Genomic DNA, 16,019 nt, shown 5'->3' with positions numbered 1-16,019 from the left:
AACAGTTTTTTTCCTGTCTCATTATTTAACTAACGCCCCTATTTGGTTAAGTGCATTTTTTCATAATGCCCTTTCAAAAGAAGTAAAAAACACACTTCTACATTAATCATTTTTTGTAGTTTGAATCTTTTTTAAAAGTGCCTTTTCAACATGATCAGGTATATAATTTGATAGCTTTCCATCATTAATATAGACTTCTTTTACTATACTTGAACTAAGGAAGGAATATTTTTCTTGAGAATGAATAAAAAAAGTTTCAGACTCTTTATATAGATTTTTATTTGTTAAAGCCATCTGAGCTTCATACCCAAAATCAGTAACAGTTCTCAAACCTTTTATAATGGCTCTGTAATTGTGCTCTCTCATATAATCTACAAGCAATCCTTCAAATGTATCAACCTTGACTTTTTTATTGTTTTCAAATGAATCTTCAATAAGTTTTCTTCGTTCTTCAAGTGAAAACAAGTATTGCTTCTTAGAATTTATCATAACGGCTACTATAATTTCATCAAAAAATTCACTCGCTCTTTTTACAATATCAATATGTCCATTTGTAACAGGATCAAAGCTCCCTGGATATATAGCCTTCAATTAATCACCTCATTTAAGAACTCTCATTCCATTATTAATAGAAGAAAGCGCCTCGTGAAAGACGCTTTTCATCTCATTAGGATTCAAATAATTCACCCATTAACTTTTGAACGTCAGCTCTACGTTTTTCCGTTTCATCTTTCAATACAATGCCTTTACCTTCAACGATTTCTACGACATCTCCAACTTAAATTTCTTCATTAAAAATATTTCGATCAAAATCCTGCGTTTCTCCGTCTATTTCAATAACAGCAAATGGCCCTTCAAGGTGATCCACAATACCTTTCATATGAGCACTCCCTTATTGTGGCACAAAGGACGTTTGAGTTTTGTAGCTTTTCCCTTTGTACGCACTTGAAATATCGACCACTACTTTGTAACCTTTAGCGGCGCGACCAATTTTAACAGGCAATGCCTTTCCAATTGTCCCAGTATAGGTTGTGTTGGTACTTTTGTAGTGAAATACTGCTTTGTACGATCCACTAGGAAGGCCTTTAACGGTAAGATTCACTGTTCCATTTTGTTTGGGTTTCGCATTGTCCAATGTAGCGACTAACTTGTACGTGCTTGGAGCTGGTGCAGGGACAGCACCTCCAGGTACAGCTGCTTTTGTATTATAGGTTAAGGTATTTCCATCAGTTGTGATGATAATGTGCCCCTGCAAATCGGTACGATAGATGGCAATTTTTGAAGCTTTTAAGCGGTTAAGTGTTTCAGTCGTTGGATGACCATAACGGTTCCCTTTCCCTACTGAAATCACAGCTACAGATGGTTTAACAGCATTTAAGAACGCTTGACTAGTCGATGTTTTGGCACCGTGATGTCCTATCTTTAGTACGTCTGCTTTTAAGGTTTGCTTTGAATTTAGCATATCTGTTTCAGATTTGAATTCTGCGTCTCCTGTGAACAAGAATGACTTCTTGTTATAGACCACGCGTAGAACAGCGCTCCAGTCATTGAGATCCTTATCATACGTTTTTACGGGTGCAACAAACGTAGCGGTAACCCCTTTAACTGGTACTTTAACGCCCTTTTGTGCCGTTTTGATCGTTAGTTTTTCAGCTTTTACAGCTTTTAAGAAGTCTACATAGGCTTGCGTTGTATGGTTTACTTTAGGGGCATAAACAGATTTCACATCAAATGATTTGAGTACATCGTCTAATCCACCAATATGATCGGCATCAGGATGAGTAGAGACCATTACATCAATTGTTTTAATGCCTTGCTTTTTTAAGTATGAGACAAGGTTACTACCGTTAATGTTTCCACCATCAATTAAAATGTTTTCGCCATACGGCGCACGTATTAGAGTACTATCGCCTTGTCCTACATTAATATAGTGTACAGACATTTTCTTTGTAGTGGCTGCATGAGAAGATGTGTGAAAAGTTAATCCACTCAAGAGGCCAATCATAAGCACAAGACTTATTAGAAACTTTAATCCTTTTTTCATTTTAGAACCCCCATTTATATAGTTAAGCTGTTTAATTGTACAAGTATACTTGTCGTCTACTTGTACGAATTTAATTATAAATGAAAAGTAACAAATTAACTGTTTTATTTTTACATTTCCCCTGAAAATAAAAAATGTTTTAGCGGCTTATTCAGGAACACAGTAGCCCCCCTTTTGTTATCCAAAGAATAAAAGGGGGGCTAGATTAAGTGTTTAAAGAGATTTATTTTTCTTCTACTGTAACAACCTGTTTTATGATCTCACCAATATCTTGAAGGGTTTTTTCTAAAGTCATCCAATTTATGCTTAAGTCATCAGTTTTTACTAGACCTGCTATAAAGTACTTTTGATTATCTATTTCCAAAATGCCAATATCATTGCAAATACCATCCATACCACCTGTCATATGTGCCCATGTCCCAATGTCATGAAATCTAAATCCATCAATATCCTGTTGCTTTTTTAATGCATTTAAAACGATTTTTTTATCTTTAAAAGATAATTTTTCTCCTACTAACATGTCTGAAAGAAAGTAATATAGTCCTTGTGCAGACCCTATGTTATTTATTGCATCTCTATTGTCACTATTGATGTGTAGGTCAGTATTTTCAACTTTAAACATTGCATTAATTTCTGGAATTGACAGTTCACTTAATATTTTGTTATATGATTCATTTGAATGGATGCTTATAGAATCAAATATAACTTGCTTATTTAAGGAAGTGCCATTTTGTAATGCCAAGCAAGCTACAATTAATTTCGTAATACTAGCTAAAGGTAATAGTTTATTTTCGTTTATTGCTATTTTCTCGTCATTTTGAAAATTATAAAGGAATAATCCTAATTCCACATTTCGTGGAATTAATTTGGTAATTTGATTTTTGAAATGCAACATCTTTACCTCTTCATAGAGCAATTTTAATAAAATTGTTAAACTAGCCAAATTTACAATTGAATTTTTAAATTAGTACTTGTGCTACTGTTGGTTCTGGAAATTCTTCTTCACTAGCTGAAGTGAAATTATTATTCCCTTTAAACATAAATAGTACCAATAGTGCAGCAAGTGATAATATGATTGCTTTTTTCATAGTATAATCCCCTATTCAATATATGTTTTTGGTATTAAAGACTGTGCTGTATGATTTGCTAATTTATAAAAGTACACACTTTTCTTGTATTTTCGTTCTGTTTCAAATATTTCAGCGAGTAGCTTAGAGTATTTATATATATACCTACTGTTTGATCTTTCGATAAAGTAGGGTAAGACATGATCTTCTAAATATCGAATGGAATCTTCTTCATCTATAATTAATTTTTTATAAACATTGTAGTGTAGCTGATGTTCATAATTATTAACATTTTTACAAGAAGAAAGATATTTCTCACCTTTTTCAATATAAATTTGAGCTTCAGTGATATTGCCTTCTTTGTAGTGAAGTTGAATTAATGAATGTATAGTATTTAACAATTTTTTAATATCATCGACGCCTTCTTTAATTAAAGGCTCTCTAAGCTTTAGACTTTTTTTGAAATGAATTTTGGCAACTTCATAATCACTTTCAAGACTTTTTAAATAACCAAGATTATGATTAATAGCACTCATTAAGTTATAATTTTGAAAGGTTTCACCAATTTTTAAGGCCAAACTATAGGATTTAATAGCGAATTCGTAATTTTCTAATCTCTGATAGGAGATTCCTAAAATCATTTGACAGTCTGCTGACCTTAAATAATTATAATCTTTGTCGTAGTAAACAAGGGCTTTTGATGCAAATTCAATACTCTCTTGCACTTTTTGAAGTCTTCCATTTGTTAAAGCTACTTGGAAATACAAGTCCGCTAAATCCCATCCAGGAAATTTAGCGGAAGACAACAAGGTAAGACAACATTGAAAGTTATTTAAAGCCATTCTATAATCACCATTCAAATAATACAAAAGACCTTTGTTTTTATAAAAAATGAACTTTTCATGAGAATAATAATTATCTATTATAGTTTCCAGTTTCATAATAATTTGATCTGCTTCATCTGTTTTCTTTTTAGATAAATAAAATCTAGCCAATATTAATTCGCTTAAAATTTTATTTTGTGTAACTGTTTTAAATCCTGTAAGTTCAGCAATAACAGTACCCTCGTCTATATTTTTCTTCTTTTCAATTAAATCTTGATAAATATGTATTAAAGATAATCTTCTATCATTTTCGCTTTTTTCATCATTAACTTGAAAGAAGTCAATATTTAGCTTATGAAATAGTAGCTCTATAATTTCGTTACTAGGTGTTGTTGCTCCATTTTCTATCTTACTTAAATACGAAACGGAGCAGATATCTTTGCACAACTCCTCTTGAGTAACCTGTAATTTTATTCTTTCATACTTTATTACGTCTCCAACTCTCAATTCAAAAACCCTTTCATTAAATTTCGAAACACACTAGAATATTATTACAATATTACCGTATTAATACAAGATATATTTTATTTTTTCGAAATAAATAAAAGAGTTAAATAAATAAATTTTTTCTTTGGATGATTTCCTACGTAAGTCTTTACACAGTAAATCCTTAAGCAGGAAACCCCTCTCTTAAGAACGAGGGATATAAAAGGTAATAAAATTTTACTGAAATTGAATTAAAGGTTTAGGTTTCTTCTTGTAAGAAAATAAACTCTTATATAAAAACCTAATGCTTTTACATGGTTGCCTTCTATTTTAATCAATTCTATTAAACGACCATCGTGGTTTTTTACGTTGTTTCCAGAGACCTTGTTCCCTTAACACAAATGCCTATTAAACCAACGAACCCTACTAACAGTCCACCCAATAAGAAAACTATTTTTACATCTAAAAAGTCAAAAGCTATTCCTGAAAGGAAGAAAGATATTGGATCCATTCCTACTACTAAAAAGTTAAGGAATCCCAATACTATGCCCAACACTTTTATGTCAAACTCTTTTTGAACAGTAGAATACATAAGTATATTAATAATAGTCACTAAAATCCCAATGATCATTAGTATTAAAGAAATTAAAAACACATTATTGGCAAATCCAACAAGTGAAAATAATAATCCAGCAGCCAGTGTATTGCTAAATACTACCCAACCAGTCCTTGTTAAATTTACTTTAGAGCAAATTATTGATCCTATTATCATTCCTGCAGCCATTGAAACCTCAAATAGCGTAAACCCTAAGACCCCAGTATTAAGAGCAACTTTTGAAAGATATGGTAATCCGATAACTAATGGCCCAAAATAGCCTAAATTAAAAACAGCCATACATATAAACATATAGACAATAGGTTTATTGTTTTTAATAATTAAAAACCCTTGTTTAACTTCCCTAAATAAATTTTTTTGTTCCTTTTTGTTAACTTTAAATCCTGTGTAGGATATTTTTTTTATAAAAAATGCAGACATTATCATAAAAAAGATAGGGATAATAAATGATTTTCCAGCACCTAAAATCTCAATTCCTACTGCTCCTATTACAGGTCCTAAAACGATTGCTATTTGGTTTATTAACTCACGTAGTGAGTTACCCTTTTGTATATCAAATTTTTCAATTATCTCTGGCAATAAAGAATCTCTCGCTGGAATAAACATTGCATTACTAATTCCGAAAATAAGGGATATTACAAAAAGGGCAGGTGTAAAAGTTAGATTGGTAACATACAAAATCAATAATATTGTTAAGGTGATAGCTCTCGTTATATCCGATATCCACATAATTTTAACCTTGTTGTAGTTATCGGACAGCGCCCCCCCAGCTATCATAAAAAACATATTAGGAATAGCCCAGCAAACGAATAACAACCCGAGTATAGAAGTTGAGCCAGTCAGTTCAATAACAAACCAAGAAATTATAAAGGAGTATAATCTATAGCCAATTACTGAAAAAGCTCCTCCAATCCATAACCTGAAAAAATTATTGTTTCTCCACAATAAATGGTTACGAAATGGTGTGAATATTGTACTATTAACATTAGTTTTCATATGCTCTCGCTTCGTGGTACTATTAACGGTTTTTTTTCTTTTATAAAATCATGAACGATATATACAAACAACCAAACGATAGGTGTTACTAAATAACCGAAACCAAAAAAGTGATCCCAGAAGTTCAATGTTGTAAATTTAAATTTAATAAATGTTTCCATTGAAATGTTTAAATACCAGAGAGTGAACCCAGTATAACCGATTGCGACACATGTTGAAAAAATTAATCCTACAATATATATTGGCATATATTTTTGTAATCCCAGTCTCTCATGAGAAGAAACTTGTTCTAATTTTTGTTTATCTTCATTTTTAACTTTTAGACCGAACTTTTGTCTAGTAAATATGCTAGTGTTACCATGCAAATCCGTACAATTCCATTGATTATTTAACACATAATACAAATCTGACTTTGTAAAAATAAGCGGTTGAGTAACAAAACTCCAAACATTAATAATATTGACAAATCTTAAGAATCTATAGATGCCCTCAGATAGTGTTAATGAACCTGTATCATGCATAAACACAAATGTTACACTTATAGCTAGCATTAATGAGTTAAAGGCAAGTCCGGCTAAAAATATTTCATTTCTTGCTTTTTTAGAAACGGACCATATGTTAGGTATAACAGTTTCAATTACGAGGTACATACCAGATCTTCCGAATTTAACCTTACTTTCTGTTCCGTGAGCTCTTGCAGCAATTAAGTGACCCAACTCATGTATAAATATTAGACCCCACATACTTACTAAACCTAATGTGACTACAACAGTTAGAGAATCATTAAAGAGAAAGTCTTTTATGTGTGGAATAGAATCTGGGCTAAAATAAAAGATTAACATTGAATAGAAGAATAATGCCACATAGGTTGCCCAAGAAAAACGATTAAAAAAGATTTTGGAAAAATTCTCTTTTATAAAAGAAAATTGATTAGCAATTGGAGTTGATTTCTCATCAGATACTTCTATTCCATCTATTTTTTTAACAAATCCTATTTCAATGCATGTTTCTACAAATTCATATACACCAATTTCTTCATTATATTTTTGAGATAATTCTCTTTCAACGGATTCAATTGTCAATTCATTTTTTAAAAGATTTATTGATTCCACTGCAACTAATGGAACACTTATATAATCGCCTGTATCTTTTCTTCCAACAATATATTCATCTTCTAACCCGTTAAATTTTTCGATATATATTGGAAAAAAATTAACAAACGAATTGTTATTTAGTTTCATTTGTAAACACCCCTTTTTTATAGTCTATCGAATTTAAGTCAATAATTCCCAGTGGAGAGAAATTCAAATGTTCCTTATAATTACTCTGTATTAATAAAGGCAGTCTGTAATGATATAAAGGTATAAGTACTTTTTGCTCAAGTAAAACATTCTCTGCCAAAGCGAATAATTGATATCGTTCTATTTCGTCTCTTATTTCCTGACTCTTAATCAATAATGAATCATAATTTTCATTATTGAAGCTTGCATAGTTGTTAGATGAACCAGAATGCCAGATACTAAGCATAGAGTACGGATCAAAGTAATCTCCTATCCATCCACTAAGTACAATATCGTATTTTCCATTTCTTAACCTTTCAACAAAATCTTCCCATTCGCATACTATAAGTTCTACGCTACATTCTAAACCATTTTCGATCTGTTCTTTAATTTCTTTTGCTATATTGACATATAGATCTAAATTGTTAACCAGAAATTGAATACTTTTATTATGAAAAGCTAAGCCAGTAGTGCTCCCATTTAGGCTTTTTTTGATCTGTGTTGTTGAGGTATTACTTTCGTTGATTAAATGCCAAGGTATAAAATTATCGGTTTTCTCATTTTGTAAGTAAGCAGTAACAAGTTGCTCTTTATTTATAGTATTTTCAACTAGTGTTCTTTGATTTAAATTTAAATTTTCACAATTAAACTGAATAAAAGATGTTCCGAATTCAGGAACGTAATTTATAAGTCCTTGTTCAGCATACATAGACATATAATTAACAGGTATTCCATCGCTAAAATCAATTTCTTTGTTTACAAATTTGTGATGGATCGACTCCTCATTGCAATCACAAGATATGTTAATTTCTATAGGTCTACTAACATGTGCTAACTTCATAGACTTTATATTATTTTCTTTTATAATAAAATTGCTGTTTCCAACGTATCCAATTTTATCTTTTTTAATATTTTGAGGTAATGGCAAATAAGGAGTTGATGCAGTAATATGTAAAAAATGAGGACAGTCGTATTCTAACGTGACTGAAAACATTTTATTATTAATTATATTAATTCCAATGTCATCTTCTGTAGATTTTCCACTCAAATAGCTATTTACGTTTTTAATCATTTTAAAAAATTCAATATTAATATCCATTCCTTTTATGACGCTCATCCAAGCGCTTACAAAATCTGCAGAAACAACTGGAGAATGATCTGACCAAACACATTCTCTTAAGAAGAAAGTATATGTATTTTGTTGTTCGTCAAATTTTAATTCATTTAACATACCGGGAGTTAATGTAATTCCATTATAAAAGAACAGGCCTTTATAAATGTTGTGTAAGATGTTAGCTGTAGATGTATCCTGGCATGTAGCAGGATTTAATTCTTTGAATCCATAATTATTATCAAAGTTTATATTAAATTCCAAGTAGATCACCTTCCAATTCTTCTAATACAGTTTTCATTGGTAGTGACGGTTTGTTATTACAATTACAGCTTTCATCTTTAAGCCAATTATTTTCATAATTATAAGTTAAATTAATAAAATCTATAAAGACCCTTTTTCCTAGCGAAACAGGTGCTAAGTCTAAAGAAAATATTTTTATAATTTCTGAAATGATGGAACTAGCTATTAGATTGATACTATTTCCTAGTGCTGCATTTTTGTTTTTATAATCCATTAGTTGATTAAGCGTTTTCTTTACCTCATCATTTTTTAGTAAATTATGATAAAAACACTCTAAGCAAGGTGTCTGATTAGGAATAACTGTAAGGAAATGACCTTGTGTACAACCTAAACCACCTGTTATAAGTGGAATATCATTAATTAGGCAGAATTGATTACACCATAACTGAATTTTTAATAGAGGCTGATCCGCTGCACAAATTAATAAATCAATATCATTCGGTAAATGAGTAAGAAGGTCCTGAGTAGAAGCTACTTCTAAAATCTTTGTACTAATTTTTATATCAGGATTTAAACCATATATATTTTCTTTTGCAGCAATTGCTTTTGGTTTACCAATATCACTTATTCTATAAAGAAACTGTCTGTTCAAGTTTTTCTCTTCTACATTATCAGGTTCAATAATGTAAATATTGTTCACGCCTAATCCTGCCAGTTGCATTAAAATGTTACTACCCAAACCGCCTAAGCCAACTATTCCTAACTTTAAATTTCTAATATTGTCTAATAAATCCTCGTTAGTATTTCCTAAAGTTGAAAAGTTTTCAAAGAAATTTAGATTACTTATATGTTTAGGTTCAATAATTCTTTTTGGAGAATTATGTACAGTGATTAAGAAGTTTCTATCTAGATCTAGAATAAGTTCCTCGATATAATCTTCGGTTATTTCCGGGTAGACAGGCTGTAATTGAGACTTTATATCTTGAATGGTATTAGTACCGTCAAGTAGTACAATAAAATCTTGAAAAAACCCCGATTCGTCTAACACCTCAAAACTATATCCTGGCTCATCACCAAATTGAACTTTATCACCGTTCTGTGCTATAAAAAAAGTATCTTTTAATTTAAATTTTGCTTGCTTATCCATATATTTATGCTCCTTTCTTGTTAAAGAGAGCAGCCCTTAGGCTACTCTCTATTTTGCTTTATGTACCAATTTATCTAGGTACACAGCATCTATTGAATGTATGCTATGATATTAATTAAGTTCCTGGACGAAGCTGAGGTACAGTTACTGTAGCAAGTTTACGAACTACGATCTTTTTCATAGATTTCACCTCCCCCTATTTCAATACCTATTAGCTTTAATTAAGTTCCTGGACGAAGCTGAGGTACAGTTACTGTAGCAAGTTTACGAACTACGATCTTTTTCATAGATTTCACCTCCCCCTATTTAATACCTATTAGCTTTAATTAAGTTCCTGGACGAAGTTGAGGTACAGTTACTGTAGCAAGTTTACGAACTACGATCTTTTTCATAGATTTCACCTCCTTTAAAGTTTAGATGGGTTCCATCGTAATTAATAATGCCAGTATTAGATATATCAAAATGTGAAACACCACTGCTAATTAGTTGTCTAAGTTTGTGCTCATAAATTGGTATAATTGGTACGTTCTCAGTGATTAATTTATCCATTTTACTAAAGTAATTATTTAGCTTGTTTTGGTCATTAGTACAACCTGAAAGAGAAAGGAGATTATCAAACTCCTCGTTATGCCAATTTGAATAATTTGAATAACTAGTGGAGCTCATAACTTCATAAAAGCTATATGCATGTGGAAAATCTGCTACCCATCCACCACGTGAGATGTCATACTCTCCCTTGGAAAGCTTATATATAAATTCGTCCCAGCCATATACTCTCAATTCAACAACAATTCCTAGTTCTTTTTCCCATAATTTAATTATTTTTTTTGCTAAATTGATATAACTTATTTCGTCATTACATATAAAAATTAATGGATTGGATAGACCATCATACTTTTGATTTGTAGAGTATGTTTCTAAGTCTTTATGGGAATTTCCCCAGGTTCTTAAGGATACTGGCACTAATTGTTGTGTTTGAACCTTATCTACGTCAGTAATAAATTTATTATCTTGGTGTATGACTCTCATCAAATTTCGTCGTAAATTTAAAGGCATTCTATTCTCTCTTTTCATATTTAGGAATAGATAATAGGTACTTAGAAAATCATAATATTTTAAATACCTAATAGAAGATTCGTAAATTTGATCACTAGGTAACAAACCACCATCATGTATATGTAAATCATTTGTCTGAATTCTTTTTAAAACCAACTCAGAATCGTTACAAAATGTAAATTTATAACGATTACTTGTCCTACTTTTCTTATCACTTTCAATTATTAATTCATCTTCATCCCATTTTTTTATAAAATGATGATTGTTTGTAATCAGATATTCTTCATTTTTAAAGTTTTCTAATCCATAAGGCCTTAATTCTGTCTGAAGATTAAGCATCTTGACTGGTGATAAATTAAGGTTTAGCAAAATTTCTTTAAAGTAGGGGAATGGATTATTAAATGTAATAGAAACAGTATATGTATCTATTATTTCTAAACCTAATATGTCAGGTGTTACCCCCTCCTGAAACTCTTTTGCTCCCTTAATATCTAATAAATATGAAGCGTTGTTTAAATTTTTTTTAATTATATATTTCCACGTGTTTATAACATCATTAACGCTGCCACTACTTCCATTACTCCAGCTGAAACTTTCTATAGTAATAATCCAATTTGTAAAGTCCTCACTGTGGATTTCCTTTTTAACTAAATCATTTTGTAATTGGTTATTTTCTAACTGATAGAAGCATCTATACAGAAGCTTACTAACATTAGCTTCATTTGTTCCAAGGCAGTGTGTTGGAAGTATATTTAATATGTTTTGTGTGAAATTAAGACTTAAATTCATAAGAAACCTCTTTTTGTTAATTATTTCTATATATAAGTTTAGCACGGGATTTAATACATATGTATTGGGAAAGTTCTTTAAATTCAGTCTTTAATAGATGGGTTTTAGTTTAAATCTTGAACTAAATCAGGAAAAAACTATTAAAATAGTTAGAATAATTACTTTAATAGTTCGATTTATAAAAAAAGAAGAAGTTCTCCAATCACTAAAGAGAATTTCTTCTTTCGTTTTGCTTTTAATAATCAATCGTTGTTTAAAGTTTAACAATTATTAATTTGAAATTTAATAAAATCACTTAGGGTTGTTTATTTCTCTAAGCTATTTTTATTTTTTGAGACTTTTTAATTATTCCCTCCTTAACAACCTTACTGTCCACGACTAAACGTCGATTTGCTAAGACGGTAGCAATCATCTGATTAAAGATCAGTTGTGTTTTCTTGCTTTGATCTTGAATTAGAATGGAACTTTGATCAAAGGAAATTACATTTCCCTTAATCTGCAGCCCTTTTGTTGTAATAATAGTTACACGTGCATTTTGCGAACGAACAGTAGCTAGCTAGATGTCTTCTTGTACGAATTTTTTCAATTTTTTATTCCGTAACCTTCTATATACAAAGTATATAGAAGGTTACGATTGAGAAAAATAATATATTACATGAGTACAATCATTTTTCTATTCATATAATATAAAACACAAAAACCAAGTTACCATAATAAAGTTATGGTAACTTGGTTTTATATAAGTAAGAGGATAATTAAACGTTCTCTTCTAAAGTAGTTAAAATTGTATATATGGCTTCTGAGGCACTCTTTGTATCGTAATAAAAGCGAGCGCTACCGTTAGTGAGTGAAGTTACTTGGAAACTTTGATCTTCTTGAGAATATTCCAATTTTACTAGGTTAGGTACCGTATGGGTAATATCAGTACTTTCATACTCAATTAACGTACTAAGCTTTTCAAAAATTTCTGCTTTGGTTATGCTCATAACTTTGTGTACCCCTTCCCATTATGAGGAAACTTTTAGGTACAAAGAAACCAAATAATTTATTTAGTTCCCCAACCATAACACACTAAAGATAGGAAAGATACCCATCTAAGTGTGTGACTTCTAATGGTGATAGAAAAGGAGACAGTAAATCCCAACTAATAGTAAAACACTTGATATAACCAAGCGTTTTGGGTGCTCAATATAATGCAAGTTTGAATCATAATTCTCTACAATCCCTTAAAGTTTTCTTTGCAAGGAATTGATAAGCCATTTTAGTCCCCACAGAGCCAAGTCACCGACTTTTCTTAAGATTTTGCCTCCATAATATAGAACATGCTCTGAGAAAAAGATTAAAACGACTACAATAATAAATTTAAACATGTCACTTCCCCTTATGTTCTTCTACCATTGATCTGGTCAAAGCTAGCTACGCTTCAAGCTCTTCAATTCGCACATCTTTCCTAAATAGCTTTTATTCTATGAATAGAGCATCCACTTGTACACACCACTAAGATAACTCTTTTCGATTAAAGAACACGGTCATTTTAGGACTCTTCTTAGATGATTAATTTTAAATTTCTTTATTTATTATTTAGATCATAGTTTTTTTAGATTATGATTTTGTAGATCCTACTTTCTTTTTTTAAAAACATAGTACTGCAGATACCCCTTGACTATCGACTGGCTTTAGTTCAGAATTTGGGCGCTTGAATCCTTTATTCCTCTTGTAAAAGAAGAGATAAGTATTTTTGTTCGTTTCCCCTGATGTTGACTGGTAAGGACATTGATTCATTTTGATTTTCCGCCTAGATATCGAAAAGGGGGTAAGGGATTTGAAAGATTTTTATAATTATGTCCAGCTAGAATTTCATAAGTGCATCTCTGTTCTTTAATGAGAGTAAATTTATGTTGGTCTTCTTGTCCCTCAAAGTAAGTGTATCCATCGCACAGTTCACACCAAAATCCTCGTTCAACTGCATCTGGCTGAAATGTGTCATGCAGTACTCCTTCGAATCCGCAATGTTCACAGAAGATCATCTATATCCCGTCCTTTCTTAAATAACTTATTTCTGTATGGTTTTCAGTGAAAATGGTCATTTCTTAAACTGTTGAACTGCATTGTAAAATTAAGGACAGGATTTAGTACCTATGATAAAATACCTATTAATACCAGTAGAAAGGGTGATTAGATTGCAATCAATCGGTATTGTACGTAAAGTTGATGAGTTAGGACGTGTGGTTCTCCCAAAAGAACTTCGAAAAGCGTTTGATATTAAGCATAAAGAGCCGTTAGAGATATTTGTCGATCAAGATCAAATTATTCTTCAAAAATATCATTCGCGAGGCGTTTGTGCTGTAACGGGTGAATATACTCCTCAGAACAGAAAATTTGGTAATGGTAATATCATTCTCAGCCCTAAAGGGATAGAAATACTTTTGAATGAATTAGAGTCATTGAAAAATAGACAATGATACGTGTTGCCATCCTAAGTTATGAGGGTGGCTATATTTTTAAGTTTTTTCAAAAAAGGATATGAAGTTAATATTTTATGGCTATTTTCCCCACGATATTGTCAGTATTTTCAGATGAAAAAAACCTCTATTCAGTCGTTTGATACCTTCATGAGCTTAGTCAAGCTCACTGTCTTTAACCATAAGAAATTTATCCTTGGAAGCTACTATTTCTGAGAGCTTATTATACTTTGTCTGCCACTCACTTATTTGACCATTTAAGTCATCGATGATCTCTTCAAACACAGCTAGGTTAATGGACATCGTGACCACATTCTTACCGTTTTTAGTAAAAGAATCTGCATAATCCCACTCTATAGATCGATCTGTATTACTATCACGAAACACTACTTCATCATTTCCATTTTTAGCATTATCAAGAATTTCCTCTATAAGTTGAGATACTGTTATCATTCTTCTTCCTCCATTCTCAAATGTTCTATTTCACTTATCGTAGTAAAACCTTCATTTACTTGATCTTTTCCTTCATCGCTTTTTTATAACAATTATCACAAATCAACGGGTTTTTGGTTTCCTTTGATCCTCCACATTCAATACACTTCGTTCGATCCATTTTTAAGCGCTTTTTAAACATCTGCGGTCCCTCCTTATCTTCAGCACTACGCTAAGTTTTGTTGATTAAACAGCCTCTACTAGATCAAGTCCCTTGCGAAGCGCTGCGGAAACTCCCTTACCTGGTTGAAAGATCACCGGCTTGCCCAGCTCCTTGCCTAGCTCTTTGATTAGATCCTGAGAAATATGCCCAATTGATCCAAGCAGCACGATACAAAAATCAGCTTTGTTCACAAGAGGTTGAAATGCTTTTACTGTGCCACCATTTCGTGCTTTTCCGTTATGAAAAAGAACATCGCATCCATTTTTCTTACCTAATTGCTTATATGTGCTTTCTTTGTCTCCACCAAAAATCGCTACTGTTTTTTTCATCCTTCTCATCCTCCCGAAATTGTAATTTCCTGTTATATTTTTATAAGTTATTCTATTTATAACATATATTACACTTTTTGTTAACATAGAACGGGAGTTTTTTTGAAATTTTTTTAATTTATCTTGATAAAGTCGTTTTTGAGGGCATAAACGAGCGCTGAAACTCGGTTATTCACATCAAACTTTCCAAAGATCCTTCTCATATGAGAATTAATCGTTAGAGGAGAGAGGGTTAGCTTCTCGGCAATTTCGTTATTATTTAACCCTTTCGCTATAAGCTGTAAGATATCTAGTTCTCGTTCTGTTAGGAAACTATCTTGTAAACTGGTTCGACGGACCTCCAGACTTTTCTCATTATTCTTTTTTAACTGATGGATAATTAACTGAGCTACTAATGGATGGTAGTATTGAATATCTTGAGAAATAGTGTCGAATGCTTTAATGACCTCGGCTATCTTCATGGTTTTTAACAGAATGCCGTCCGCACGAATTAACGTTTCATTCTGTAATTTGTCTTTGTCAGCATTAAAGTCTTTTAAAAACACAATGACCTTCACACCTAGCATTTGTAACTCATTAATGAACTTGTAATGTTCCTCGTAACTGAACACATCGACTAAGCACCACTCGTAACGATCTACTAAATAAGCATTCGATTGAAAGATTTTTATGTCTAAATTGTGATACTCCTGACTTAACACCTGAATTAAACCTTCTCTAAAAATCATATCTTTTTCCATAATTAAGACCTTTTTCACTGGGTTGCACCTCATCTTTATTTCTTATTCCTTAACGAAAAAACCCTCAAAAACACTTATCTAGTAAGTGTTTTTGAGGGTTTTTCCCTTTGTGTTTCAATTGTAGAAATTTCTTCTCTTGCTCATTTAGATTATACCATTTTTTCTGACAATTTT

General features: G+C 31.5%; 15 protein-coding genes and 2 pseudogenes. 1 reads left to right on the top strand and 16 read right to left on the bottom strand.

What is annotated here, in order from left to right:
* Positions 1-102 precede the first annotated feature (102 nt).
* The 12 genes and pseudogenes from coaD to IE339_RS23840 form a co-directional block, all read right to left on the bottom strand.
* Positions 103-591, bottom strand: a complete 489-nt coding sequence (gene coaD / locus IE339_RS23885; protein WP_242176456.1) for a pantetheine-phosphate adenylyltransferase — start codon at positions 589-591, stop codon at positions 103-105.
* A 607-nt stretch (positions 592-1,198) separates the two neighbouring features.
* Positions 1,199-2,044, bottom strand: a pseudogene (locus tag IE339_RS23880) (ComEC/Rec2 family competence protein); the annotation flags it as partial.
* A gap of 223 nt (positions 2,045-2,267) precedes the next feature.
* Positions 2,268-2,939 (bottom strand): serine hydrolase, encoded by a 672-nt coding sequence (locus IE339_RS23875; protein ID WP_242176454.1) that lies wholly within the window; start codon positions 2,937-2,939, stop codon positions 2,268-2,270.
* A gap of 64 nt (positions 2,940-3,003) precedes the next feature.
* The gene (locus tag IE339_RS24730; RefSeq protein ID WP_277933992.1) at positions 3,004-3,132 is read right to left on the bottom strand and encodes a hypothetical protein; all 129 of its coding nucleotides are present in this window, start codon (positions 3,130-3,132) and stop codon (positions 3,004-3,006) included.
* A gap of 11 nt (positions 3,133-3,143) precedes the next feature.
* Positions 3,144-4,442, bottom strand: coding sequence for a helix-turn-helix transcriptional regulator (locus IE339_RS23870; protein ID WP_242176453.1), 1,299 nt, complete (start codon positions 4,440-4,442; stop codon positions 3,144-3,146).
* Between the two features lie 343 nt (positions 4,443-4,785).
* On the bottom strand, positions 4,786-6,033 hold the full coding sequence (locus IE339_RS23865) for an MFS transporter (protein WP_242176452.1): 1,248 nt from the start codon (positions 6,031-6,033) through the stop codon (positions 4,786-4,788).
* A complete protein-coding gene (locus IE339_RS23860; protein WP_242176451.1) occupies positions 6,030-7,274 on the bottom strand; it encodes a hypothetical protein in 1,245 nt (414 codons plus the stop codon). The genes IE339_RS23865 and IE339_RS23860 overlap by 4 nt, the downstream gene beginning before the upstream one ends.
* Positions 7,261-8,688, bottom strand: coding sequence for an ABC transporter substrate-binding protein (locus tag IE339_RS23855; RefSeq protein WP_242176450.1), 1,428 nt, complete (start codon positions 8,686-8,688; stop codon positions 7,261-7,263). The genes IE339_RS23860 and IE339_RS23855 overlap by 14 nt, the downstream gene beginning before the upstream one ends.
* Entirely contained in the window at positions 8,678-9,814 is a 1,137-nt protein-coding gene (locus IE339_RS23850; protein WP_242176449.1) for a HesA/MoeB/ThiF family protein, read from the bottom strand. The genes IE339_RS23855 and IE339_RS23850 overlap by 11 nt, the downstream gene beginning before the upstream one ends.
* Before the next feature lie 369 nt (positions 9,815-10,183).
* On the bottom strand, positions 10,184-11,659 hold the full coding sequence (locus tag IE339_RS23845; protein ID WP_242176448.1) for an ABC transporter substrate-binding protein: 1,476 nt from the start codon (positions 11,657-11,659) through the stop codon (positions 10,184-10,186).
* Positions 11,660-11,972: 313 nt separating this feature from the next.
* Positions 11,973-12,203, bottom strand: a pseudogene (locus IE339_RS24845) (RNA chaperone Hfq); the annotation flags it as partial.
* A gap of 211 nt (positions 12,204-12,414) precedes the next feature.
* Positions 12,415-12,645, bottom strand: coding sequence for a hypothetical protein (locus tag IE339_RS23840; protein ID WP_242176447.1), 231 nt, complete (start codon positions 12,643-12,645; stop codon positions 12,415-12,417).
* Positions 12,646-13,839: 1,194 nt separating this feature from the next.
* Here IE339_RS23840 and IE339_RS23835 point away from each other — a divergent pair.
* The gene (locus IE339_RS23835; RefSeq protein ID WP_242176445.1) at positions 13,840-14,121 is read left to right on the top strand and encodes an AbrB/MazE/SpoVT family DNA-binding domain-containing protein; all 282 of its coding nucleotides are present in this window, start codon (positions 13,840-13,842) and stop codon (positions 14,119-14,121) included.
* A 156-nt stretch (positions 14,122-14,277) separates the two neighbouring features.
* Here the strand turns inward: IE339_RS23835 and IE339_RS23830 are convergent, their stop codons facing one another.
* The 4 genes from IE339_RS23830 to IE339_RS23820 all read right to left on the bottom strand — a co-directional run bounded on the left by IE339_RS23830 (position 14,278) and on the right by IE339_RS23820 (position 15,863).
* Positions 14,278-14,574, bottom strand: coding sequence for a hypothetical protein (locus IE339_RS23830; protein ID WP_242176444.1), 297 nt, complete (start codon positions 14,572-14,574; stop codon positions 14,278-14,280).
* A 55-nt stretch (positions 14,575-14,629) separates the two neighbouring features.
* Positions 14,630-14,755, bottom strand: coding sequence for a hypothetical protein (locus IE339_RS24725; RefSeq protein WP_277933991.1), 126 nt, complete (start codon positions 14,753-14,755; stop codon positions 14,630-14,632).
* Positions 14,756-14,799: 44 nt separating this feature from the next.
* Positions 14,800-15,105 carry a DUF2325 domain-containing protein gene (locus IE339_RS23825; RefSeq protein ID WP_242176443.1) on the bottom strand — a complete coding sequence of 102 codons (306 nt, stop codon included), beginning with the start codon at positions 15,103-15,105 and terminating at the stop codon, positions 14,800-14,802.
* Positions 15,106-15,218: 113 nt separating this feature from the next.
* Positions 15,219-15,863, bottom strand: coding sequence for a response regulator transcription factor (locus tag IE339_RS23820; protein WP_242176442.1), 645 nt, complete (start codon positions 15,861-15,863; stop codon positions 15,219-15,221).
* Positions 15,864-16,019: the final 156 nt, after the last annotated feature.

The organism is Priestia koreensis, from assembly GCF_022646885.1.
GTDB classification, from domain to species: domain Bacteria; phylum Bacillota; class Bacilli; order Bacillales; family Bacillaceae_H; genus Bacillus_AG; species Bacillus_AG koreensis_A.
Note: the sequence above shows the minus strand (reverse complement) of the source record. Positions and strands in the feature narration are given on the sequence as shown.

Excerpts from the sequence above, each read along its gene's own strand:
- IE339_RS23830 (WP_242176444.1), bottom strand. The coding sequence starts at position 14,574 with ATGATAACAGTATCTCAACTTATAGAGGAAATTCTTGATAATGCTAAA.
- IE339_RS23845 (WP_242176448.1), bottom strand. The coding sequence starts at position 11,659 with ATGAATTTAAGTCTTAATTTCACACAAAACATATTAAATATACTTCCA.
- IE339_RS23865 (WP_242176452.1), bottom strand. The coding sequence starts at position 6,033 with ATGAAAACTAATGTTAATAGTACAATATTCACACCATTTCGTAACCAT.
- IE339_RS23860 (WP_242176451.1), bottom strand. The coding sequence starts at position 7,274 with ATGAAACTAAATAACAATTCGTTTGTTAATTTTTTTCCAATATATATC.
- IE339_RS23825 (WP_242176443.1), bottom strand. The coding sequence starts at position 15,105 with ATGAAAAAAACAGTAGCGATTTTTGGTGGAGACAAAGAAAGCACATAT.
- IE339_RS23875 (WP_242176454.1), bottom strand. The coding sequence starts at position 2,939 with ATGTTGCATTTCAAAAATCAAATTACCAAATTAATTCCACGAAATGTG.
- IE339_RS24725 (WP_277933991.1), bottom strand. The coding sequence starts at position 14,755 with ATGTTTAAAAAGCGCTTAAAAATGGATCGAACGAAGTGTATTGAATGT.
- IE339_RS24730 (WP_277933992.1), bottom strand. The coding sequence starts at position 3,132 with ATGAAAAAAGCAATCATATTATCACTTGCTGCACTATTGGTACTATTT.
- IE339_RS23850 (WP_242176449.1), bottom strand. The coding sequence starts at position 9,814 with ATGGATAAGCAAGCAAAATTTAAATTAAAAGATACTTTTTTTATAGCA.
- IE339_RS23840 (WP_242176447.1), bottom strand. The coding sequence starts at position 12,645 with ATGAGCATAACCAAAGCAGAAATTTTTGAAAAGCTTAGTACGTTAATT.